Annotated in this window: 16 protein-coding genes; 4 read left to right on the top strand and 12 right to left on the bottom strand. The window is 68.8% G+C overall.

Annotation, left to right across the window (positions count from 1 at the left end):
- Window positions 1–20 precede the first annotated feature (20 nt).
- The 4 genes from STSP_RS35880 to STSP_RS35870 all read right to left on the bottom strand — a co-directional run bounded on the left by STSP_RS35880 (window position 21) and on the right by STSP_RS35870 (window position 6,751).
- A complete protein-coding gene (locus STSP_RS35880) occupies window positions 21–1,853 on the bottom strand; it encodes a non-ribosomal peptide synthetase (protein WP_157902986.1) in 1,833 nt (610 codons plus the stop codon).
- A gap of 2 nt (window positions 1,854–1,855) precedes the next feature.
- A complete protein-coding gene (locus tag STSP_RS38005) occupies window positions 1,856–3,094 on the bottom strand; it encodes a condensation domain-containing protein (RefSeq protein WP_157902985.1) in 1,239 nt (412 codons plus the stop codon).
- A gap of 133 nt (window positions 3,095–3,227) precedes the next feature.
- Window positions 3,228–5,045 carry an ATP-binding cassette domain-containing protein gene (locus STSP_RS35875; RefSeq protein ID WP_067285384.1) on the bottom strand — a complete coding sequence of 606 codons (1,818 nt, stop codon included), beginning with the start codon at window positions 5,043–5,045 and terminating at the stop codon, window positions 3,228–3,230.
- Window positions 5,042–6,751, bottom strand: a complete 1,710-nt coding sequence (locus tag STSP_RS35870; protein WP_157902984.1) for an ABC transporter ATP-binding protein — start codon at window positions 6,749–6,751, stop codon at window positions 5,042–5,044. Before STSP_RS35870 ends, STSP_RS35875 begins: the two co-directional genes overlap by 4 nt.
- An 82-nt stretch (window positions 6,752–6,833) precedes the next feature.
- Between STSP_RS35870 and STSP_RS39470 the strand changes: the two genes are divergently transcribed.
- Entirely contained in the window at window positions 6,834–7,091 is a 258-nt protein-coding gene (locus STSP_RS39470) for a hypothetical protein (protein ID WP_157902983.1), read from the top strand.
- 59 nt (window positions 7,092–7,150) lie between these two features.
- Here the strand turns inward: STSP_RS39470 and STSP_RS35865 are convergent, their stop codons facing one another.
- The 4 genes from STSP_RS35865 to shiA all read right to left on the bottom strand — a co-directional run bounded on the left by STSP_RS35865 (window position 7,151) and on the right by shiA (window position 13,763).
- Complete coding sequence (locus STSP_RS35865; RefSeq protein ID WP_107441499.1) at window positions 7,151–8,569, bottom strand: non-reducing end alpha-L-arabinofuranosidase family hydrolase; 1,419 nt, start codon at window positions 8,567–8,569, stop codon at window positions 7,151–7,153.
- A gap of 878 nt (window positions 8,570–9,447) precedes the next feature.
- Window positions 9,448–11,250: a bifunctional sugar phosphate isomerase/epimerase/4-hydroxyphenylpyruvate dioxygenase family protein gene (locus STSP_RS35860; protein WP_067285381.1), complete on the bottom strand. Its 1,803-nt coding sequence runs from the start codon at window positions 11,248–11,250 to the stop codon at window positions 9,448–9,450.
- Complete coding sequence (locus STSP_RS35855) at window positions 11,243–12,232, bottom strand: zinc-dependent alcohol dehydrogenase (protein WP_067285380.1); 990 nt, start codon at window positions 12,230–12,232, stop codon at window positions 11,243–11,245. Before STSP_RS35855 ends, STSP_RS35860 begins: the two co-directional genes overlap by 8 nt.
- 160 nt (window positions 12,233–12,392) lie before the next feature.
- Window positions 12,393–13,763 carry a shikimate transporter gene (shiA, locus tag STSP_RS35850; protein WP_067285378.1) on the bottom strand — a complete coding sequence of 457 codons (1,371 nt, stop codon included), beginning with the start codon at window positions 13,761–13,763 and terminating at the stop codon, window positions 12,393–12,395.
- Between the two features lie 394 nt (window positions 13,764–14,157).
- On the opposite strand from shiA, the gene STSP_RS35845 reads away from it, so the two are divergent.
- Window positions 14,158–14,952: an IclR family transcriptional regulator gene (locus STSP_RS35845; protein WP_067285376.1), complete on the top strand. Its 795-nt coding sequence runs from the start codon at window positions 14,158–14,160 to the stop codon at window positions 14,950–14,952.
- Window positions 14,953–15,050: 98 nt separating this feature from the next.
- On the opposite strand, the gene STSP_RS35840 is transcribed toward STSP_RS35845, so the two are convergent.
- The gene (locus tag STSP_RS35840; RefSeq protein ID WP_067285373.1) at window positions 15,051–16,298 is read right to left on the bottom strand and encodes a MalY/PatB family protein; all 1,248 of its coding nucleotides are present in this window, start codon (window positions 16,296–16,298) and stop codon (window positions 15,051–15,053) included.
- Between the two features lie 81 nt (window positions 16,299–16,379).
- On the opposite strand from STSP_RS35840, the gene STSP_RS35835 reads away from it, so the two are divergent.
- Window positions 16,380–16,886 carry an Lrp/AsnC family transcriptional regulator gene (locus STSP_RS35835; protein WP_067285372.1) on the top strand — a complete coding sequence of 169 codons (507 nt, stop codon included), beginning with the start codon at window positions 16,380–16,382 and terminating at the stop codon, window positions 16,884–16,886.
- Between the two features lie 117 nt (window positions 16,887–17,003).
- Window positions 17,004–18,134: an asparaginase gene (locus STSP_RS35830; protein ID WP_067285370.1), complete on the top strand. Its 1,131-nt coding sequence runs from the start codon at window positions 17,004–17,006 to the stop codon at window positions 18,132–18,134.
- A gap of 24 nt (window positions 18,135–18,158) precedes the next feature.
- Here STSP_RS35830 and STSP_RS35825 read toward each other — a convergent pair whose 3' ends face one another.
- From STSP_RS35825 to STSP_RS41405, 3 genes are all read right to left on the bottom strand, one after another.
- A complete protein-coding gene (locus STSP_RS35825) occupies window positions 18,159–19,334 on the bottom strand; it encodes a serine hydrolase (protein ID WP_157902982.1) in 1,176 nt (391 codons plus the stop codon).
- Window positions 19,335–19,472: 138 nt separating this feature from the next.
- Window positions 19,473–21,410: an SWIM zinc finger family protein gene (locus tag STSP_RS38000; protein ID WP_408646403.1), complete on the bottom strand. Its 1,938-nt coding sequence runs from the start codon at window positions 21,408–21,410 to the stop codon at window positions 19,473–19,475.
- Window positions 21,314–21,544 (bottom strand): hypothetical protein, encoded by a 231-nt coding sequence (locus STSP_RS41405; protein ID WP_408646404.1) that lies wholly within the window; start codon window positions 21,542–21,544, stop codon window positions 21,314–21,316. Before STSP_RS41405 ends, STSP_RS38000 begins: the two co-directional genes overlap by 97 nt.
- Window positions 21,545–21,549: the final 5 nt, after the last annotated feature.

Raw genomic sequence — 21,549 nt, 5'->3', positions numbered from 1 at the left:
CTCCGTATCGCGGGGGAACCTCACTTCCGCAACTCCGCTTCGATCTGTGTGGCGAGGCCGCGCACCGTCGCGTCCTCGTAGAATTGACGGAGCGGCACCGAGATACCGAACACGTCGGCGACACGGGACAGCACCTGGGTGGCCCGGAGTGAATGGCCACCGAGGTCGGTGAAGTGCACGTCCGGATCCACGGCAGTGAGTTTCAGAACGTCTGCCCAGATCGCACTGACCCTCTCGAGGACAACCTGCTGGTCCGCCTCAAAGCCAGCGGTCGCGCTGCCTCCGGTGGCATCCGGCGGTGAGTCCGCCGTGGCGGGGCCCGTCAACCTCGGCGGTCGTGCGAGTTCGGCAGCCCTGTTGCGGTCGATCTTGCCCCGGTCGGTCAGGGGCAGCGCGTCGACGATGACGGCCCGGCCAGGCACCATGAAGTCGGGCAGGTGCTTGCGGACCTCGCGAAGGATGTCCGCGGCGTCGGCAGTGATACCCGCCGTGACGGTCAGCAGCACGACCAGTTCATCGTCCGCTTCATCACGCAGATATATGGCATGAGCGTCGTCTACGGTATCCAGTGATCTGCACAGGTGCTCGACCTCACTCAGCTCGACGCGGAATCCGCGGATTTGAACCTGTCGGTCCTGGCGTCCCACCAGGACGTAGGAGCCGTCCTCGCGGCAGCGGGCGAAGTCGCCTGTACGGTAGGCGCGCACGCCTGCGGAGCCTGTGGACGCCGGCAGCATGATGAAGCGTTCGGCGGTCGCGGCAGCGTCGTTGATGTATCCAGCGGCGAGTCCCTCTCCGGAGACGTACAGCTCGCCGGTCTCACCTGGACCCACCGGCCTCAAGTCGTCGGTGAGGACATGGACTTCGGTGCCGCGCAGCGGCTCTCCCAGCGGAATCGGCGACATGGGGTCGATCTCGCCGTCTGCCCGGTAGAGCGTGGTGAAGACCGTGTTCTCCGTGCATCCGTAGCAGGCCACCAACTCGCCGCCGAGAGCGGCACGGGCGATGCCGAACTGCTCCGGCGGTACGGTGTCGCCGCCGCACATCACCAGGCGCGTCCCGGAGAGGGCGGAGACGTGCCGCGGGATGAACTGCCGGAAGAGCCCGGCGGTGAGGTGGACGACGGTGGCGCCAGACCGCTCGACCATGTCGGCCAGGCCGGACAGCGACATCTTTCGCTCGTCCGGTATCACCAGGTCGGCACTGCCGTCGAGGGCCGCCCACAACTCCCAGAGAAAGGCCCCGAACCCAGGGTGAGCGAGCATCAGCAACCTGTCGTCCCGGCGCAGCCGAATCAGATCGCTGTCTCGTACGAGATGGGTGATCGCGTGCGGTGTCATACCGACCAGCCGTGGCGTCCCGGTCGTGCCTGACGTGCTGATGAGGCAGGCCGCCCCGGCGGCCTGCGCATGGGCGGCCCCGCCGGCCCGCCGGGCCGGGTCCGCCAGCAGCCGCACGGCGATAGGGTCCGGTTGCCACCACATATGCCGGGACTGCTCCAAAACCGCCACGGCACCGGACAGTTCGAGCGTTCTGCGACGATGCGACTCGGGCCATTCCGGGTCGATGTAGACGTAGCACATTCCCGCCGAGATCGCGGCCAAGATCGCCGTGACAAGCGCGGGTCCGGGTGGCGCACTGATGCCCACAACGCTTGCCCTGGCCACGTGTTGCGCTCTGAGGGACTTGGCCACTTCCGTCGCCATATCCATGAGCATGGGATACGGGACCGTTTCTCCGCGATGAGTTACCCCATTGCGGTCGGCCGTTGATGCCTTGACAGCTATCTCGAGCAGCTCGGCGCCGACGGACGGCTTTCCCTCCTCGAAGGCGAGTCGATCCGCTGAAGTCACCGTCACTCCTCTCCTTGCAGCAGGTTGAGCTCAGGAATATGTCGCGATTCTGGAAACCGAAGACCTTGGAGCGATATGCCTGGATTTCTTGCGACGCCGACTATGCACGATTCAATCCAGCGCACGACAGACTCGGGATCCGGACACTGAGATATGGCAACGCTTAGTTGAATTTCGCTGGTCTTCTCTATGACCTGCAGTTCAAACGTCGGGCCCTTCTCCCGTTCGACCGTCTCCAGGCGCACGGTTCTGCCTGGCCGGGAGCCTGCGACCCGCGCAGGTATGTAGTTGTAGTAAACCTCGTCCCGAAGCTGCTCTCCATTGGCTCCGTGCTTATCCTTGCTCTGCCAGTAATCACGAGAAGAGGAAAGTCCACTGTACATAGCACGCATAGTGGATTTCAGGCAGAGCTTCGCCGTTGATTCGAAATCCGCCCTGCCGTCCAAGGGTAGGACAATCGGCGCAATTCTTGCCAAATTTGCAACACTGTCGAGAGAACCCGGTATTATCCTGTTGGATACATGGGTAAGTATTCGACTTACTGGAGCACCAAGTTGCGTCCTTAGATATAAAGCTAGGGCGGCAAGCCATATTGATTGCACAGAAACCTTCAGCGCGCGGGCCGCGGCGTGTGCGGAATCGAATACTTCCGGACAGTATGAGGTGGTCATTGCGAACCGACCACCGGAGTCATATGTGTCGGGGAAAATGCTAGTTGGACTACTGGCTGCACAGCGCCGGAGGTATTCGATCGATCGCGCCCTGTGGGCCACCCCGTGCGGCGACTGCTCGTATGCTGCCAGATCGCGTGGTTGCATTGGCCTTGCCGAAGAAAATGTACCACTACTCAAAGTGTCTTTAAAGTCTTTCTCCAATACCTCTATGGAAGCAGCGTCGGCAGCCACGTGATGGATCGCAAGAATGAGAACACCAGCGGAGTCGCAAGTCACCAACCGTGCCCGCATCGGGTTCTCTTCCGCAAGATTGAATCTCGGCGAAGTCAGGGATGCGGCGGCCTTTCGGCACTCTTCCGTGAAACCCTTCTCCGATACTTCGAGGAGAGGAAGCTCGTATGTATCAAATCCGTTTACTTGCTGGGATAGATACCCGTCCGGGCTCAAAGAGATAGTTGTTCGCAGCCCCTCATGCCTACCGAGAATCCCTTCCAGGGCTTGTTTTGACCTGCGGTGCATTTCCTCTGGATTTGATCCAGGGATCGATATATGGAGCGGTAAGATCATCCATGAAGGGTCCCGGTCTCCATGGGAGCGAACAGGTAGGCTCCAGATGCTGTCTTGTCCAATGGTAGCTTTGGTGTGCATTTACACCTTGCCATTCGTTGGAGATATCGAAATTCGGCTGGTTCGGTCGATGTCAGATCGAGGTGTAGGACTTCTCGGCGATGGTGAAGAGTTCGGCGTAGCGGCCGTTGGCGCGGACCAGTTCGGCGTGCGGGCCGGCTTCGACGAGCCTGCCCTCGTGCAGGACGAGGATCAGGTCGGCGCCGGCGACCGTGGAGAAGCGGTGGCTGACGATGACCGTGACGGCGCCCGTGGACTGAGCGAGTTCTCGCGCCCTGGCCATGTAGCGTTCGAAGATGGCGTGTTCGCTGGGGGCGTCGAGCGAGGCGGTGGGCTCGTCCAGGACGAGGAGGAGGGGTGTCTCACGCATCGAAGCGCGGGCCAGGGCCAGCTTCTGCCACTGTCCCTCGGACAGTTCGGTGCCGCCGTCCTCCGCGCCGAGCCGGGTGTCGAGGCCCTCCGGGAGCCGGGCGATCAGGCGCTCGGCGTCGGCGGCCGCCACGGCGCGGGCAACGGCCTTGTCCTCCGACTGCCCCTGACCGTCGGACTGTTGCAGGTCACCGAAGGCGATGCTCTCGCGGACGGTCGTGCGGTAGCGGCCGAAGTCCTGGAAGGCCGCCGAGGTGCGGGCACGCCAGTGGGCGGGGTCGATGCCGCGCAAGTCCACGCCTTCCACCTGCACTTCGCCCTGCTGCGGCTCGTGGAAGGAGCACAGCAGCTTGACGAGGGTGGTCTTGCCCGAGCCGTACTCTCCGACGACGGCCACAACGCTGCCAGCGGGGATGTGCACGCTGACGCCGTCGAGGGCGGGGCGCGCCGAACCGGCGTACCCGAAGGTCACGTTGTCCAGGGTGATGCCGTCGAGGAGGCGGTCGGGGGCCGGGCGCTTGGTCCAAGTGGCGGCCCGGGCGCGGTACCCGGCGGCATACTCGCGCAGCCACAGGAGCGGTTCGATGACGCGCTGGGCTCCGGCGGCGGTCGTGGAGCGCTGGACGGTGTAGGCGACCTCGTGGCTCAGCGACGTCGCGACGGTGATGCCGAGCACTGCTTCGCCCAACGTGGCCCTGCCACTTCCTGCTTGGAGAAGCAGGAGGGACAGTAGTCCGCCGAAGCCCGCGCAGAAGGCCAGCCAGCCGGCCAGGCGCCAAGCCGCCGCGGGCACGGCCCCGCGTACCACGGCCGCGGTGGCACGCTCGTCGGCCTCCGCCTGCAGACGGATCAGGTCGCGCCCCGTACCGGTGACGCGGATCTCCTTGCCAGGTCCCGGCCTTGTCAGATTCTCGTGCAGCTCGCGTTGCAGGCGTACGTCACCGGCGGCCTCCTGGGTCGAGCGGGTCTCGTGTGCGCGGGCGCGCGCGTCGGTCCACAACGGCAGGGCGGCGCAAGGCAGGAGAAGCAGCAGCCAGGGGCTGGCCGAGCCGAGCAGGGCCAGGCCCAGGGCGAGGCGCAGCGCGAGCATGACCGACTCGAGGGCCGCCCACGCGGAGTCCATGATCTGCCAAGTGGCCCCGCGCACTATCGTCACACGGCCGAGGAACTGGGGGTCTTCGAGGTGATCGAGGGTGTGGATGTCGGTGACGTCGCGCAGGATGCCGTCCTGGATCTCGGTGAGTCCGACCTTCTCCACCACGAGGATGCGCAGGTTGAGCGCGAGGGTGAAGGTGGAGAAGTCGGCCAGGCGCAGACATGCCAGGCCGATGGCAGCCCACATGGCGGCTGCCGCCAGGCCGGCCTCGGCGCGGTCGATGACCTCGCGTACGGCCAGGGCGATGGCGACGAAGACGACGGTGTCGAGGATACGTACGAGCAGGGCGGCGGCCGTCAAGCGCGGCTCCAGCCGCCAGCACAGGTGCAGGAGCCGCGCCCACAGGGTGATCAACCGGCGGGTCATGCCTCGTCCTCATCGATGTGGCGGAAGCCCTCGGCGAAGCGGCGGGCCTGGGTACGGAACATGTGGGCGTACAGGCCGTCCAGGGCCATCAGCGCGTCGTGGCTTCCCTCTTCGGCGATCCGGCCGTCGTCGAGGACGAGGATGCGGTCGCAGGATCGGACGGTGGCAAGCCGGTGGGTCACGAGCAGGACGGCCGCATCCCTGGGCCGCTCGGCCATGCGGTCGAACAGCTCCTTCTCAGTGCGTACGTCAAGGTGTGCGCTGGGCTCGTCGAGCACCAGCAGCGATGCTCCGCCGGCCACCGCATACAGGGCTCGGGCCAGTGCGAGTTGCTGCCACTGGCCGCCGGACAGGTCCGTGCCGTCCTCCTGGGAGCGGGTCAGAACCGTGTCCTCGCCTTGGGGAAGCCGGTCCAACACCGGCAGCAGACCAGCCTCTTCGCACGCCCGGACGACATGCTCGCGCCGCGTCTGGTCGAGCGGCCGGCCTAACTGGATGTTCTCGGTTGCGCTCAGCGGATGGCGTATGAAGTCCTGGAAGACGGCGGCCACTCTCGTGCGCCAGGCGGTGCGCCGCTCGGCGCTGACCACCTCGCCACCGACGACCAGTTGCCCCTTTGCGGGCTCGTAAAGGCCGCACAGGATCTTGATAATGGTGGACTTGCCGGCACCGTTCAGACCGACCAGACCGACGCGTTCGCCAGGGGCGACGGCTAAGTCCACGCCGCGCAGCACCTCGCGCTCGGCGTCCGGGTAGGCGAAGCGTACGCCGCGCAGTTCGATGCTCCCGGCCGGGAAGGGCTTCTTCGCGTGTACGTCGGGCCCACCGCCCAGTCTTTTCTCCAGGTCCGCCAGCGCCTGCAGGGCCGGGCGCGAACCGGCCAGCGGGAACATACCGCTCACGTCGCCGAAGGCGGTATACAGCGCCCAACCGGCCGCGATGACGCCCGTCAACAAGGCGATCTTCTCGGTGTCGTGGGCGGCCTCGCGCGCTGCCATCGCGTATACCAGGGACAAAGGTATGGCGGGGATGAGGAAGTTGATGACCTCGAGCTTCTGCAGGCGCAGGCTGCCTTCCCACACAGGGTCCATCTGAGCGTGCACCGCGCCCTGGACCCGCTGCCGGATCCACCCCGCGAGGCCGAAGACCTGGACCTCCTTGCCGGTGCCCGGAGTGGTGGCCGCCTCGCGCCAGTATTCGGCGCTCCGGCCGTGGTGGGCGCGGTCTGACCAGCCCGCCAACTGCCTCAGCCACTGGGCCCTGACGACCCGGCGCACGACCAGCGCCGCGACGATGAGCAGCGGGGCCGCCCACCACACGTACACCGCCAAGACCGCGGCGGCGGCAGCCACCCCCACCCAGCGCACCCACTGCTCGATGAGGGCCACCGCCCCCGCCCCCGGCGTGTGCTCCGTCCAGTTGCGGGGGAACGCGGAGGCGGTGTGCAGCAGGTCCTGGACCTCGGGGTCTTCCAGCGGGTCGAGGGTCACGGGGGCACAGGCGATGCGGGCCACGCGAGTCCGGTGCGCCCGGGTGCAGCGCGCCTCGACCAGGACGCGAAGCGGGGCCATCAACCCGTCGAGCACGTAGGTCCCGACCATGCACGCCAGGAACAGGGCGAAGGCGGTCCAGGGGGCGTCGGTGCCGATGGCCCCGACGAGCGCGGCCATCGCCGCCGCCCCCGCAGCCGGAAGCAAGCTGCTCACTGCGCGAAGGACGACGTATAGGGCCAACATCCCCCGCCCTGCCGACGAGGCGACCCTTAACAGCGCCAACGACTCGCGAAACGTGAGCACCACGGCCTCCCCACTCGTCATTGAGCAACTCGACGAACATAGACGTGAATTACCGGAAGAACAACCGAGTCTTCTCGATGATCGTCCGGAAATTTCCGCAAGGACTCTTCATGTTCCCGCTGACCTCAAGCCGCGCCAGGCGGCCTTCAAAGCCCTGGATCTGCTCGAGAGAGGAACCCCAGCCGACGCACGGCTGGGGTTCCTTGAGGCGGTGAGTATCGGTCAGCGGGTGGAGTTGCCCACGCCGTAAACCGCTCGTCTACGCGTCGGCAGACGGCACCACATCGCGATCACCGTGGATCAGGCAGGTTAGCGCTGCAGGGTAAGGAGGCCCGGCCGATACGGCAGTTTGTTGTAGTCGCCGCCCGAGTTGGGGGCCTTGCCCTGGTAGAGGAACTGCAGGTTGCAGGGGTCGATGGTCATGGTCTGGTCGGGGTTGTTGCGGACCAGGTCACCGTGGCTGATGTCGTTGGTCCAGGTGGCACCGCTGTTGGCCTTGCCCGCGAAGGGGTTGCTCTCGGTGGCGGCCTGCGGGGTCCACGAGCCGCTCAGGCTGGAGGCCGTGAAGGAGCGGAAGTAGCGCCCGTTCGCGCCCATCGCCTCGACGATCATGAGGTACTGGTTCTGGCCCTGAACCTTGTAGACCTGTACGGCCTCGAAGAGGTTGGCCTTCGTGTCGCTCATGATCGTCGTGTACGACGAGCCGAAGTTGCCCGGGAAGTTCCCGATCGGCATGCTCGCCCGGTAGATCTTGCCGTTGTCACCGGCGAAGAACAGGTACATGTTCTGGCCGTCGGCGATCAGGGTCTGGTCGATCGGGCCGGTGTCGGAGCCGGAGATGCTCCCAGTGAACAGCGGCTGCGGCGCGGACCAGCCGTTGGGGTTGGTCGGGTCGCTCGACGTGCGGTAGATGAAGGGCCACGCACCCCACTGGTACGCCAGCACCCAGATGTTCTTGGGTGCGAAGTAGAACAGTGTGGGCGCCACCGTGGCCTGGTTCATCCCGGTCTGGCGGGCCGACGCCATGTCCGACCAGTTCGTGAAGGGACTGAACATCATCGAGCCGTACGACGTTCCCGAGAAGTTCGACCCGTAGACGAGGTGCTTGCCGTTGTGGACCACGTTGGTGAAGTCCTTCAGCGAGGCCCACCCGTTCGCCGGCTGCGCCAGCGCACCCGTCGACGTCCACCGGTACGTCGACGGAAGAGAACACGTGCCGCCCGGCGGCGCGGACAGGCCGGTCCACTTCTGGTTGCTGCCGCCGTTGCACGTCCCGATCTCCACCGCCGTGCCGTTGGCCGTACCGGAGCCCGTAACGGCCAGGCACAGCCCGGACTGCACGCCGACGACCGTGCCGTCGGCGTTCACCCGCCACTGCTGGTTCGCACCGCCGGAACAGCTCCAGATCTGTACCCGGGTACCGGGCGCGGTGGCGTTGCCCGGAACATCAAGGCACTTGTTGCCGTACACGGTCAGCTGGTTGCTGTCCGTCAACGTCCACTGCTGGTTGGTCCCGCCCCAGCAGTCGTAGATCTGCAGGGACGTGCCGTCGGTCTGGCTGGCGCCCTGCACATCGAGACACCGGCCGGAACCAACACCGCGCAAGGCGCCGGTGGTGGCCGCCTGAGCCGGGTTGGCGACGAGCATCGCAGCCAACGAGACCAGGGCCGCAACCGCGGCGGCGAGCACCACAGACAGATGCCTGCGGCTGGAACTTCGTCTGCGCATGGGGACCTCGTAATTCTTGAATCAGCGGTTCCGGTTGGCCCCGTCTGAGGCTGTCCGGACTGTCGATGTGGTGCGGTTCGTAGCGGTCTGTGGGCCCGGGCTGACCCCTTGTGGCATCCCGGTCCTGCGAGACCTCCTGAAAGACGGGTGGCGCCCGCTGTCTTCGGGCGGCTGCGAAACGCGCCGGCCTGTGGCTGGTTGACCAGGGCATGACATATCCAGGTGTGTCGTTCTCCTTGTGCGGCCCGGCCGTTGTGGTTGGCGCATGTCGCCGCCATGAGCCTCACGGCTGTGGAGGAGGTGCTTTACCCGGCGTGCCGTTGCGGGGGGTGCCCTGCTCGTACGCGCGGTGCGGAGTGACGGGGTCGATCAGGTTCGTGATTTCGAATACCGATCGGCACATCGAGCATCCAGGATGATAGGAGACCCACACATCCCGTCAATACCTCTCGCATAATTCGTTGCGCATCTCGAAATGTTTCGGAAGCGATGCGCCCCCGGGTTCCGGCGAGCACTCGGATGCCGGTCAGAGCTCAGTGGATCACTCGTCTCATTTGCGCAGCTGATGAGCCGCCGGATGTGTTGACATGTCCGGGCGTCTCTCTATCATCCGTGAGGGCTTGCAGCCCGAAAGCTGTTCGAAATCGCGGTCGCTCCCCTTGCAGCGTCATGAGCGTGACATCCCTTCTTCTACGTCCATGTGCGGCTGCACGACGGCGGAACCGCGCGGGTGTCCGGCGGCGCGAGGGGCCGAGGATGAGGACCGGGGCGTCTTCCGGGCCGTCGAAGCGGTACGCGTTCGCCGGCGTGTACTCGTGACCGTGTCGGCACTGGGCCTCCGGGCGCGCGCCTTCCCCAGTCCCTACGACCAAGAGCCGCTACCGCCGCTGTGCGGCAAGGCGGACGGGAGCGTTGGCGGCGCCGTAGCCTCCGTAGTCACCTGTGCGTTGGACGATCTCGAAGAAGACGCGGCCCACGGTGGCCGTGTAGCAGTGGCGGAACTCGCCTCCGCTTTCGTCGCGGTCGTAGAGGATGCCGAGTTCCCGGTACGTGTCCAGCTCGCCGGGGGCGAACGCGTACTTGGCGTCGAGGTCCTCGTAGTAGTTGGCGGGGATCTTCAGCAGTTCCGCGCCGGCGGCACGGATGCGGCGGGCGGCCTTGACGATGTCGTCGGTGGCGAGGGCGATGTGCTGGGCCCGGGTCCGGACCTCCGCCGCCGGGCTGGGAGCCAGGTTGAGGACGAGCCGGAACGCCCCCGAGTCGTCGGACAGGGCGCGGCTGCGGAAGAGCCCGTAGGGATCGGCCAGGTCGACGCTCTCGTGCGGGCGCAGTCCCAAGACGGTGCGGTGGAAGAGGACGGCTTCGTCGAAGTGGTGCCAGGGCTGGGTCAGGGCCACGTGGTCGATGCCGGTGATGGCCCCGTCTCGTGAGGGGGGCTGCCGCGGGTGGACGGTAGCCGTGAAATCGCTGATCCAGTCGGCGTGTCCGGGGCGCCGGGTGGCGCAGAAGAACAGTTCGGTGCCGTCGGGGGCGGCGACCGCGTCCAGCGGGACGTCGTGCCCGCTGTGGCGTCGGGGCAGGACAGGGGCGAGCAGGGACTCGGCACGGTGGGCGGCGGCGCCGGGATCGGGGGTCTCCAGGCCGATGGCGGTGAGGGCCGTGCCCTCGCTGCGGGTGCCGGTGCCGTGGTTCAGCAGGATGCGGGCTTCGCCCTGTTCCCACAGTTCCACCGGTTTTCCGGTGTGCCGTCCGGTGCGCCGGAAGCCGAGTCGGGCCAGTAGTTCGGTCACGGGCTGCGGGTCGGCGGTGGCGAGTTCGGCGAAGGCGATCCCGGACGGTACGACCGGGGCCGGGAGCGTGGAGATGCCCGCGCTCTCCTCCAGGGCAATCAGCGAGCGCAGCGCGTCGACGGCGGTGCTGCCCGCGTCCGCCTGGCGGAACACGTCGTTGAAGACCTCCAGCGAGAGCGGGCCCCGGTACCCGGCGTTCACGACGTGGCGGACGAGGGAGGTCACGTCGAGGCCGCCCTGGCCGGGGAAGCAGCGGTAGTGGCGGCTCCACTGGAATACGTCCATGGCCATCAGCGGGGCGTCGGCGAGCTGCAAGAAGAAGATCTTCTCGCCGGGTATGGCCGCAATGCCTTCGAGGTCCTTGGGCTCAGAGCCGCGGGAGAGGATGTGGAAGCTGTCCAGGCAAACGCCGAGCGCGGGATGGCCGGCCTGTTCGACGATGCGCCAGGCGTGGTCGTACGTGCTGACGTGCCGCCCCCAGGCGAGCGCCTCGTAGGCGACGCGGATACCGAACTCCTCGGCCAGGTCGGCCAGTCGGCCGAGTTGCCCGGCGGCGAGCGCGTCGTCGTCCACGGCCTGCGGGGAGACGTTGGAGCACACCAGGAGCGTGTCGGCCCCGAGCCGGCGCACGACGTCGAACTTGCGCGCCGCCCGGCGCAGATTCCGTACGAACACCTCCTCGGGCACGGCCTCGACGTCTCGCATCGGCTGGTAGAGGTCGATCGTGAGCCCGAGGTCGGCTGCGCGGGCGCGGATCTCCTCCGGAGACAACGGGCTGGCGAGGAGATCGTTCTCGAAGATCTCGACACCGTCGAAGCCCGCGCGGGCGGCCGCGGTCAGCTTCTCGGTCAGTGAACCGCTGAGGCAGACCGTCGCGATGGACTTACGCATGCCCGCTCCCGTCGGAGTCCCGGATGCTGATCCAGCTCTTTCCGGCACGTGCGGCGGCACCGGCGAACGCCTGCTGGGCCTGCTCCAGCGGGAAGCAGGACTCGATGACGGCTCCCGGCCGGGCCTCGGGCAGCTCGGCGATCGCGGTGGTGAAGTCGCCGGGGTGGTCGTAGATCATCGACCCGCGGATCACCAGCTGGCGGCGGACCACGTCGTCGGTGGTGAACGGCAGTTGGTGGGAGTTGAGGCCGATCAGGACCACGGTGGCGCCGGGGGCGGCGCGGTCCACGGCCGGGCGCAGGGCCGGGGCATGGCCCGAGGTCTCGAAGACGTACGTGAACCCGGTGCGGCCGTCGTCGGGGGTTGCGCCCAACCGCGCGGCCCGGGCGAGCCGTTGCGGATGTGGTTCGGTGACGACGGGTTCGATGCCGAGGCGGGCCAGGATCAGGCACACCAGCAGTCCTTGGGCCCCGGCGCCGACGACCAGACAGCGGTCCGCGGCCGTGACGCCGCTGCGCCGTACGGCGGCCCGGGCCACGGTGTAGGGCTCGGTGCTGGCGAGGTCGGCGCCGGTGAGGCCGTCGGGGACGGGGTGCGCGAAGTGCGCGGGGAGGGCGGTGCGTTCGGCGAGAACGCCCGGGGCGTTCAGGCCGACGATGGTCCGGTGCGGGCAGGCCGAGGTCAGGCCGGTGAGGCAGTCAGCGCATTTCAGGCAGGCGTAGTTGGGTTCGATGACCACGCTCTGGCCCACCTGACGGTCCGGCACGTCGCTGCCCACGGCGGCGATCCGTCCGAAGCCCTCGTGACCCATGACCCACGGCGTCGTCGGCGGCCGACGCGTGCCGTGGAAGACGGCGAGGTCGGTACCGCACAGACCCACGCCGTCCATCTCCACGATGACGTCGTGGGGGCCGCAGACGGGCTCCGGCCACTCGTCGACGGTCTCGATCCTGTTCGGCCCCGTGAGGACAGCTGCTTTCACCAGAACTCCTAGCGGTCCGCTAGACGGATCATTCGATCCATTCTGCGGTCAGAATAGGGCGTGGATGGACCCTCAACAAGGCCGAGGGCCCGACAGGGCAAGGGGCCCCGGCATGGCCGGGACCCCCGAAAAGCTCCCCGATCCGAGCGGGACGACTCGGTCAGGCGGTCGCATCCGCCGCCGCGGTGGGCTGCCGTACGGCCCCTGGCGCCCCGGCCGCCGCGTCGTCGCCCCGCATGCGCAGCGCGACGAGGAAGGAGACGGCGCAGCCGAGGGCGATGTAGGCCGCGACCAGGGTCCAGCCGCCGTCCGCCCAGATCACCAGAGAGCTCGCGATGAACGGGGTGAAGCCGCCGCCGACGGCGCTGGCGAGCTGGTATCCGACGCCGGCGCCGCTGTAGCGGTATTCGGGGCCGAACATGTCGGTGAACAGGGACTGCTGGACGGAGACCGCCATGTCGTGGGCGATGTTCACCAGCAGTACGGCACAGGCGATGATCAGGACCAGCGAGCCGGACTCCATGGCCCAGAAGTACGGCACCGCGCTCGCGACGCCGACCAGGGCGCCCCAGCAGTAGATCTTGCGGCGGCCGAAGCGGTCGGCGAGATAGGCGAAGGCCGGGATGGTGAGGACGGCGAGACCGCCGACGGCCAGGTTGACGTTGAGCAGGCTGTCGCGGTTCAGGCCGAGTTCCTCGGTGCCGTAGGCGAGGCCGAAGGTCGTCACGCCGTAGAAGGTGAACAGCTCAACGAAACGCAGTCCGATGATGGCGAAGAAGCCCTTGGGGTTGGACTTCACGGCGGCCATCAGCGGCACCCGCGGCCTGGCCTCCTCGCTCATCGCGGCGACCTTCTTGGTGAAGACCTCGGACTCCTCGACCTTGGCCCGGATGATCAGACCGACGATCACCAGGGCCGCGCTGACCAGGAACGGAACGCGCCAGCCCCAGGAGCGGAAGGCCGCGTCAGATGTGGTGCCCGACATGACCTTGGTGATGAGGGTGGCCAGCAGCAAACCGACCGAGGCGCCGACCTGGACGCCGCTGCTGTAGAGGGAGCGCCACTTGGCGGGAGCGTTCTCCACCGCCATGAGGGCGGCGCCGCCCCACTCACCGCCGACGGCGAAGCCCTGCGCGGCGCGCAGGATCACGAGCAGCACGGGGGCCCAGATCCCGGCCTGGGCGTAGGTGGGCAGCACGCCGATCAGCGTGCTGGCCACACCCATGATCAGCATGGTGAGGACGAGCATCCGCTTGCGGCCGAGCCGGTCGCCGAAGTGGCCGAAGACGATGCCGCCGAGCGGACGGAACAGGAAGCCGACACCGAAGGTGGCCCAGGCCGCCAGCGTGCCGACGGCCGGAGAGGCGTCCGGGAAGAACAGGTCGCCGAAGAGGAGGCCGGCGACGATGCCGTAGAGGAAGAAGTCGTACCAGTCGACCACGGCTCCCATGAAGCTCGCGATCGCTGCTCTCCGCGCGACGCCGGAGGCTCCGGCACCGCCGGCCGCGACCGGCTGCTGCGCACTGCTCATCTCACATACTCCCTTGGATGCTGCGGCTCCCGTGGCCCGGGCGTGCCGCGCGAGCGGTGCGCGGCACGCCTGGGTCGGGACACGGATGGCTACGGTGGGGACAGATGCCTGGGCGACGGCGGACGCTCGGCGGGTGTGGAGCGGCCGTCACCGGCAAACCGGGCCATCGCCACAGCGTGCGGGCGGCGACCCTCAGGACAAGGTCCGTTGAGTGGACCGTTCGAACCAAGTAGCGGAAACATAAGGGGCGAGATTTCCGCCATCAAGGGTTACGCCAAGATTTCTTAGGCTTTACGGTTCCCGTGGTCCGCCTGGTGGACTAACGTCACGTGTGAGCGCGGTGACGGACACGGCAGGTGCCGCGCAGAGACGACCGGTACGGGGAGGGATTCGCGTGGACGACAGGGACGCACAGGGCGAGACGGTCAGAGAGCACAACGGGACGGGCGTCCGGAGCGTGCGGCGCGCCCTGGACATCCTCGGCCTGCTGAGCGAGGACCGTCCGGTCATCACCCTGCGCGAGATCACCGACGCCACCGGACTGGCCAAGACCACCGCCCTGCGCCTGGTCCAGACCCTGGAGGACAGCGGCCTGCTGTGGTCGCACCCGGCCGGCTACACCGCCGGGCCAGGCCTGTGGCGCTGGGCCTACCTGGCCCGCAGTCAGTGGGAGGTGCCGCGCGAGACCCGCAAGGTCATGCGTGACCTCGCCGACCGGCTGGGCGAGACGGTCAACATCTTCATCGCCCGCGACGTGAGCCGCGTCTGCGTCGCCCACGAGGAGAGCCCGCATCCGCTACGCCACGTCGTCGATGTCGGCGACGAACAGCCCCTGTGGGCCGGCGCCTCCTCCAAGATCCTGCTGCGCGACGCCTCCGAGACCCTGCTGCGCCGGGTCGCCACGGCCTCCCCGCACGGCGAGACGTACGCGGACCAGTTGCGCGCCTGGTCGCAGGAGGCGGCACAGCGCGGTTACGCCGTCAGCAGCAGCGAGTGGGACGAGGGCCTGACCGCGGTCGCCGTGCCGGTCACCGGCCGCTCGGGCGCGGTCGTCGCCTCGCTCTCCCTCAGCGGGCCCAGCCAGCGCTTCCCGTACGAGGCCGTGGAACGGTTCGCCACCGACCTCGCGGAAGCGGCCACGCTCATCTCCGCCCAGGGCTTCAGCCACCCGCTCAGCCCAGGTCGCTGACCCTGGTGCCGGCACGTACGGCCCGCGGGCGCGTGGCCCTGCCGACGGCGGCCTTCGCACGGGACACACGCAGAACGCCCGCCTGTGGCCTCCTGGGTTCACAGACCCTCGACGGCCGTGATCAGCCGTCGTACGGCTTCGTCGACCGTGGAGCGGGGGCAGCCCAGGTTCACCCGCATGTAGCCGTGGCCTTCGATCCCGAACTTCTGTCCCTTGTCCAGCCACAGGCGTGCCTTGGTGAGCATGAACGTGTCCAGGGACTCGGCGTCCATCCCGAGGCCACGGCAGTCCATCCATGCCAGGTAGAGGGAGTCGGCCGGCAGCACCCGCACCTGCTTGGTGGCGGTGTTGACCGCCTGTGCGAAGTGGCTGTGGTTGCCGCGCAGGTAGGTGAGGAGCTCCTCCAGCCAGGGCTCGCCGTGCGTGTAGGCGGCTTCGGCGGCGACCATGCCTAGCACGTTGACCAGCGGGAAGACGTTGCGCTCGTACTGGCGGGCCAGTTCCTCGCGCTGCCTCGGGTCAGGGACGAAGACGTTGGCGCTCTGCAGACCCGGGAGGTTGAACGTCTTGCTCGGGGCGGTGCAGGTGATGCTGTTCCGTGCGAATTCCCGGCCGAGCGAGGCGAACGGGATGTGCTTCCTGGCCGGGTTGATGATCAGATCCTGGTGGACCTCGTCGGAGATGACCAGGACGCCGTGCCGCGCGCAGATCTCGCCCATGGTCCTCAGTTCGTCCTCGGTCCAGACGTTCCCGGTGGGGTTGTGGGGGTGGCTCAGGATGAACAGCTTGGTGTCCGGGCGTATGGCGGCCTCGAACGTCCGGGCGTTGAACCGGTAGCCGTCGTCGGTCCGCTCCAGTGGGGCCAACGCGAGGTGGCGGCCGTTGAGCAGGACGTCGTTGTGGAAGTGGGCGTACACCGGCGGCTGGATCAGGACCGAGTCGCCCGGCGCGGAGAACGCCTGCACCGCGGTCTTGAGGGTGGTGATGATGCCCGCGGTCTGCAGCACCCACTCCCGCGGCACCTCCCAGCCGAACCGCTTGGCCTGCCAGCCGGTCACGGCGTCGAGGTAGCTGTCGGTCGCGCCGCCGGGGTACCCGAAGACGCCGTGGTCCACGGCCTGGTGGAGCGCGTCGATCACGGCCTGGGGAGCCTTGAAGTCGGTGTCGGCAACCCACATCGGCAGCGGGTCCGCCGCGGCCTCGTCGGCCGCGAGGAGCTGATGGGCGTAGGCCCACTTCATGGAGTTGGAGTTCTTACGGTCCACGACGGTGTCGAAGCCCGATCCCGCGGTTGCCGCCGCGGAGCCATGTCGTGGCTGGTCACGGGGTGTGGTTTCAGCTGCCATGGCTAAAGGCTAGCCAGGGCAGCGGGCAAAATGTTCGTGCACTTTGCTCGACCGAGGCGCATCAGCACTAGAATTTTGCTCGTGGACTCCACCGATCGCAAAATAGTTGCCATCCTCCAGTCCGAGGGGCGCATCACACTCACCGATCTGGCCGACAAGGTCCAGCTCAGCGTCTCCAGGTGCCAGCGACGCGTCCGTGACCTGGAGTCGGCCGGGATCATCCGCGGCTACCGTGCCGTCATCGATGCCGCGGCCCTGGGATACGGGTTCGAGGTCCTGCTCTTCGCCACGCTCAGCCGGCCCGACGCGGTGACCGAATTCGACGCGGCACTCGCCGAGATCCCTGAGGTCATCGAGGCACAGAGGCTGTTCGGCGAACCGGACTACCTGATCCGCGTGGTCAGCGCCGACCTTCCGTCGTACCAACGCCTCTACGAGTCCGTTCTCATCCACCTGCCAGGAGTCCGCGGCCTCAACTCGACGATCGTGATGAAGCAAGCCGTCGATCCCCGGCCCTTGCCCGGGCGACCGCCGCGTGAGGTGCATCCGGTCGGCCCCCGTTCATCGGCGAGGTCGATCCAGTCGTAACCTGCGGCCCTTGCGCCTCACGTCTGCGCGCATTGACATGTGCAGGTAATCGGCGGGTAAAGAGCGCTTTCTAGCGTCTGGGCGAGTTGTCGCTCACGGAAGAAGGATGATGGCGCCTTGAGAATCGCCCACCGGACCACTGCTCTGCTCCTCGCCCTCGCCGCCGCGGTGGGTGCGACCGTCACCGGCGCGAGCGCCGAACCCGGCGACGGCAAGGACGTCCCCGACGTCGCCGTCATCGGAACCGGCGGCACCATCTCCGGAGTCAGCACCAACCGGGTGTCCTTCCAGGACTACCGCTCCGGCCAGCTGGCCATCTCGAAGATGGTCGACGAACTGCGGCCGGAGGTCGACGGTCTCGCCGACGTCACCACCGAGCAGTTCGGCAACAAGGGCTCCAGCGCGTACACGATCGCCGACTACCGCCGCCTGACCGCCTCCGTCGACGCGGCGCTGAAGAAGAACGACGCGGTGGTGGTCACCACCGGAACCGACACGATGGAGGAGTTCGCGTACTGGCTCGACCTGACCGTGCGTAGCGACAAGCCGGTGGTCCTCACCGGCTCGATGCGCCCGTGGACGGTCATCGGCACCGACGCACCGGCGAACCTCTACAACGCGATCAAGCTCGCCGCGAGCCGCAAGACCACCTGCTACGGCACCGTCGTCATGCTCAACGACCAGATCCAGGCCGCCCGCGAGGTCCGCAAGACGAACGCGCTCCGCCTGGACACCTTCGACAGCGGCCCGACCGGCGAACTCGGCGTCGTCGACCAGGACAACATCCGTCTGCACCGAGCCCCGGCACGCGTTCAGAAGTGCGGCAAGAGCAGCTGGAACACACCCTTCGACCTGGATGGGATCGCAGCCGCAGCCGACGGACCGCTGCCGAAGGTCGAGATCGCGTACTCGTACCAGGACGCCGGCGGCGAGGCGGTCACCGCCTTCGCGAACGCCGGCGCCGACGGCATCGTCACCGCGGGCACGGGGGCGGGTGGCATCTCGCCCGCCATGTCGGCGGCCCGCACGGAAGCGGTCAAGAAGGGCGTGCTGTTCGCGTCGACCACGCGGACGGGGTCCGGCGCGGTGTACGGCTCGTCGGCGACGACCGGCGTCATCGGCGCGGAGGATCTGAGCCCGCAGAAGGCCCGTCTGCTGCTTCTGCTCTCGCTGGCGGCGACGGAGGACGAGAAGCAGGTACGGGAGTGGTTCTCGACGCTCGGGACGGCTCAGTTCGTCACGCGGTGAGGCTCAATTCGTCGGCTCAGTCCGTCATTGGTGAGTCGTCGGCGGGTCCGTCTCGGCGGCTGTCAGGGCCTCGGCCGCCCTGGCCGCCGCCGTTTCCACCAGCCGTATGCCGGTGGCCATGGAGGGCTGGTCGTCGCTCAGTACGGCTATGAGCAGCCGGTGACCGTCGTGCTGTACGACGCCGATGGTGTTGACCACCCACAGTCCGGTGGCGCTGCGGGGCAGCCAGCCGTTCTTGACGGCGGCGGCGACGGGGGCGGTGGCGGCTGCGGAGGGAGTATCGGATGGGGTGCCGGCGGGGGTTGCGATGGCGGTCGGTCGGCTTGCGGTCGGTGTGCTTGCGGCGGTGGTCGCCGGGCTCTGGGCGGCCGTGACGCCCCAGTCCTGACCCGGGTGTATGCGGGTCATCAGGTCGTACAGGTAGGTCCGGGACGCACTCGACAGCGCGGAGTCGTCGCGGGTGATGGCCTCCAGTAGGCGCAACTGGTCCGCCGCGGTGGTCTGGGTCAGCCCCCACAGTCCACCCGGTCCGGGCGTGGTGGCGGTGAGTCCCAGCCGCTCGTTGGCCTCGGCGAGGCCGGTGCTGCCGCCGATCCGTGTCCAGAGGCGGCTGGCGGAGGCGTTGTCGCTGACGCGGATCATGGGCCCGGCGTCGTTCTTCTCCTGCTGTGTCAGGGGACGGCCCTCGCGCTGCGCGCGCAGCAGGAGCGCGGCGAGGATGTCGGACTTGACGATGCTGGCGGTGGCGAACCGGTGTTCATCCGGGGCGTACACGGCACGGATGCCGGTGGCCGTGTCGGCGATGGCCAGCGAGAAGTGGCCGCGGGCGCCTTCGGCCACGTCCGCCAAGGCGTCGGCGACCCGAGCGTTGGCGGCTGCCTCGGCGGCCTCCCTGGCGGCCGCGACAGCGGCTGCGGAACGGCTCGAGAGGGTGCCGGCGCTCGCCGGTGCGACGATTCCGGCCGACACGGACGGGGCGGGCGCGGGGGTCGAGTGCACGGGAGGTGACCCTGCCACGGGCAGCGGGCCGACGGCCAGGGCCGCGGACAGCGGTCGCGGGACGCCGCTCTCCGTCTTCCGCGCGGCCGGGACCGTCCCCGTCACACATGTGTCGCCCAGCACCAGGGCCGCAAGCGCGGCGCACCACAGGCCCCACCAAGGCGCCCGCGTCCACCAGACCGTTCCTCCGAGTCCCTTCACGGTTCAGAGGAAAGCCTCGGCATGTTTCGCGGGGATGAGGGTTGCGGTGCGGTTCACGAAACAAGCGGGCGGTCGGCTTGCGTCTCCGCCTCCGTCCAGCCTCCATCCATACGCGTGCGCCGAGCATCTGGGCTGGACTCAGCCCGGCTCGGGACCGGTGCCGGTTCCGTCGGCTCCACTGGCTCCACCGGCTCCCAGCAGGCCCGTCAGGGCACCGACCGGATCCAGGTCCGGGGTGCCCCTCGGCCACCAGTCGTCGCGGCCGGGCTCGGACTCGTACGCGTACCAGAGGCCGTCGCGGCCGAGGCGCAGCTGGACATGGCCCTGGGGGTGGGTGAGGCGGTTGTGCCAGGGACGGAAGGCCGGGAAGTCGGCTGCGAGGAGCGCCGGCCGTGCGCGGTCGAAGCGGCCGGCGGGCGGGTCCCAGTACTCCTCGAGAACTGCGAGACCCGCCTCGCCGCCCTGGCGCCAGGCTGCGACCGCGCGAGCGAGGTCGGCGGGAGTGCGGCCAGCAGCGGAGGCAAGGGAGGCGTACAGCGCCCGGCCGGATCCGGTGAGGCCGGAACCGGGGCGGGCCGCGGCGAGGCGGACGGCGTCCTGCCAGAGGGTCAGCTCGGCGACGGAGTCGCGGCCCGTGGCGAGCAGAGCGTGCGCGCGGGCCGCCGCATCGGTGGCCAGCTGGTCGAGGGCGAATGGGTCCGGGCCTCCCGGAGCTGCGGGGTAGACCGGCGGATGCTCGGGGTGCGGGGGCGTGGGCAGTGGGGGCGGGAGGGGCTGGAGTTGGCGTGGGGCGAGGGCGTCCCGGGCGCGTACCCCGGGGAAGGGCGGCGCGTCCTGGGCCGGACGTGCAGCCTGCGCGGCGTTGCGGCGGGACAGCTCGTCCAGCAGCTCCCGCTCACCTCGGCCGCGCATCAGCAGCAGCACGAAGGGGTCCTCGTCGAGCAGGCGGGCGGTCTGGTAGCAGAGGGCCGCGGCGTGCTTGCAGGGGTAGCCGAAGTCGGGGCAGGAGCAGTCGGGTCGGAGATCTCCACGGCCTGGAAGGAGGTCGACTCCGCAGTCGGCGAGCGAGTGCGGCATGTCCTTCTCCAGCAGCGCGGCGATACGTCCGGGACGCTCGGCGGCCGCGTCCAGGAATCGGTCCCACTCGTCGTCGGAGAGGACACGCAGGGCGATGCGGGTGCGGTACGGGCGGGCGCGGCTGCCCTGCACGTACGCCAGGACGAGGCCGGGCGTGACGGTGATCGCGCCCACGTTGCCCTGCGCGGCATAGCGTCGGCCGCGGGCGAGCCGGCCCTGGTCGAGCGAGAGATCCTCCAGCGCCTCGGTCCATGCGTTGCCCCACCATGTGTGTGCGAAGTCGGCGTCGGGGGTGGCGAGGCCGGGAGGCAGGGCGCCGAAGGTACGGCGCAGCTCCGGACCCGTTCCCGTCCCTGTCGCCGGCCCTGTCGCCGCGCCCGGGGCGGTGCCAGCGGTGCCTGCCCGGCCGCGTTCGCCGATGCGACCGCGGCCGCCTTCCCCGGCGCCACCGCGGATGCCGCCGCGACGGGGAACGCGCGGCGCCTCATCGCCGTCCGGCACGTCGTCGGCGGGCTCGTCGCGCACCGGGGCACCGGGCGGGTGGGCCTCCGCTGCGGAATGGGGTGCGCTGTGGGTGAGAGGTGCCGGTGCCCCCATCGCCCCCACGGAACGACTGCCCACAGCGGTAGTGGCGGGTGTCCCCTGAGGGGTGGGCGACCCCTGGGCGGCTGACCCGGGAGTGGTGGGCGCGCCCTTGGCGGTGGCTCCTGCCGAGGAGGTGGTGGACGTCCTGGAGGTTTTGGGCGCTCTGGGGGTGCCGGGCTCGGCGGCGCGTGTTGAGGTGGCCGGTGCTTCGGGGGCCGGGGCCGCCAGTCGCCGCTGCGCGGCGCGTAGCGCGTGCCGTGCCGCGTCGCCAGGACGCGGCTTCGGCCCAGTGTCCTCGAGGCGTCCGTCCTGCGGTGCTACATCCCGAGCAACGTCAGCACCCCCGGCACCGCCGTCGCCACCGCGCTCGCGGTCACCACCGCGCGCACCGTCGAGCCGCGCCCGAGAGTCCACGCCGCCCCCGGCGCCAGCCAGACGACCGGGGCCATCCCGGCCATCCACGCCCTCGTCATCGCGGGGGCCCGTACCCCCGCGCCCTGTGCCGCCCCGCCCTCGGCGGGCTGCGCGCAGCGCCATGCGGGCCGCATCCGCG

It is taken from the genome of Streptomyces jeddahensis, from assembly GCF_001642995.1.
In the GTDB taxonomy this organism is placed as follows: domain Bacteria; phylum Actinomycetota; class Actinomycetes; order Streptomycetales; family Streptomycetaceae; genus Streptomyces; species Streptomyces jeddahensis.
Note: the sequence above shows the minus strand (reverse complement) of the source record. Positions and strands in the feature narration are given on the sequence as shown.

Bases quoted from the DNA above. Each gene is read 5' to 3' on its own strand.
- STSP_RS38005 (WP_157902985.1), bottom strand. From the start codon at position 3,094: ATGATCTTACCGCTCCATATATCGATCCCTGGATCAAATCCAGAGGAA.
- STSP_RS35875 (WP_067285384.1), bottom strand. From the start codon at position 5,045: ATGACCCGCCGGTTGATCACCCTGTGGGCGCGGCTCCTGCACCTGTGC.
- STSP_RS35865 (WP_107441499.1), bottom strand. From the start codon at position 8,569: ATGCGCAGACGAAGTTCCAGCCGCAGGCATCTGTCTGTGGTGCTCGCC.
- STSP_RS35860 (WP_067285381.1), bottom strand. From the start codon at position 11,250: ATGCGTAAGTCCATCGCGACGGTCTGCCTCAGCGGTTCACTGACCGAG.
- shiA (WP_067285378.1), bottom strand. From the start codon at position 13,763: ATGAGCAGTGCGCAGCAGCCGGTCGCGGCCGGCGGTGCCGGAGCCTCC.
- STSP_RS35840 (WP_067285373.1), bottom strand. From the start codon at position 16,298: ATGGCAGCTGAAACCACACCCCGTGACCAGCCACGACATGGCTCCGCG.
- STSP_RS41405 (WP_408646404.1), bottom strand. From the start codon at position 21,544: ATGCGGCCCGCATGGCGCTGCGCGCAGCCCGCCGAGGGCGGGGCGGCA.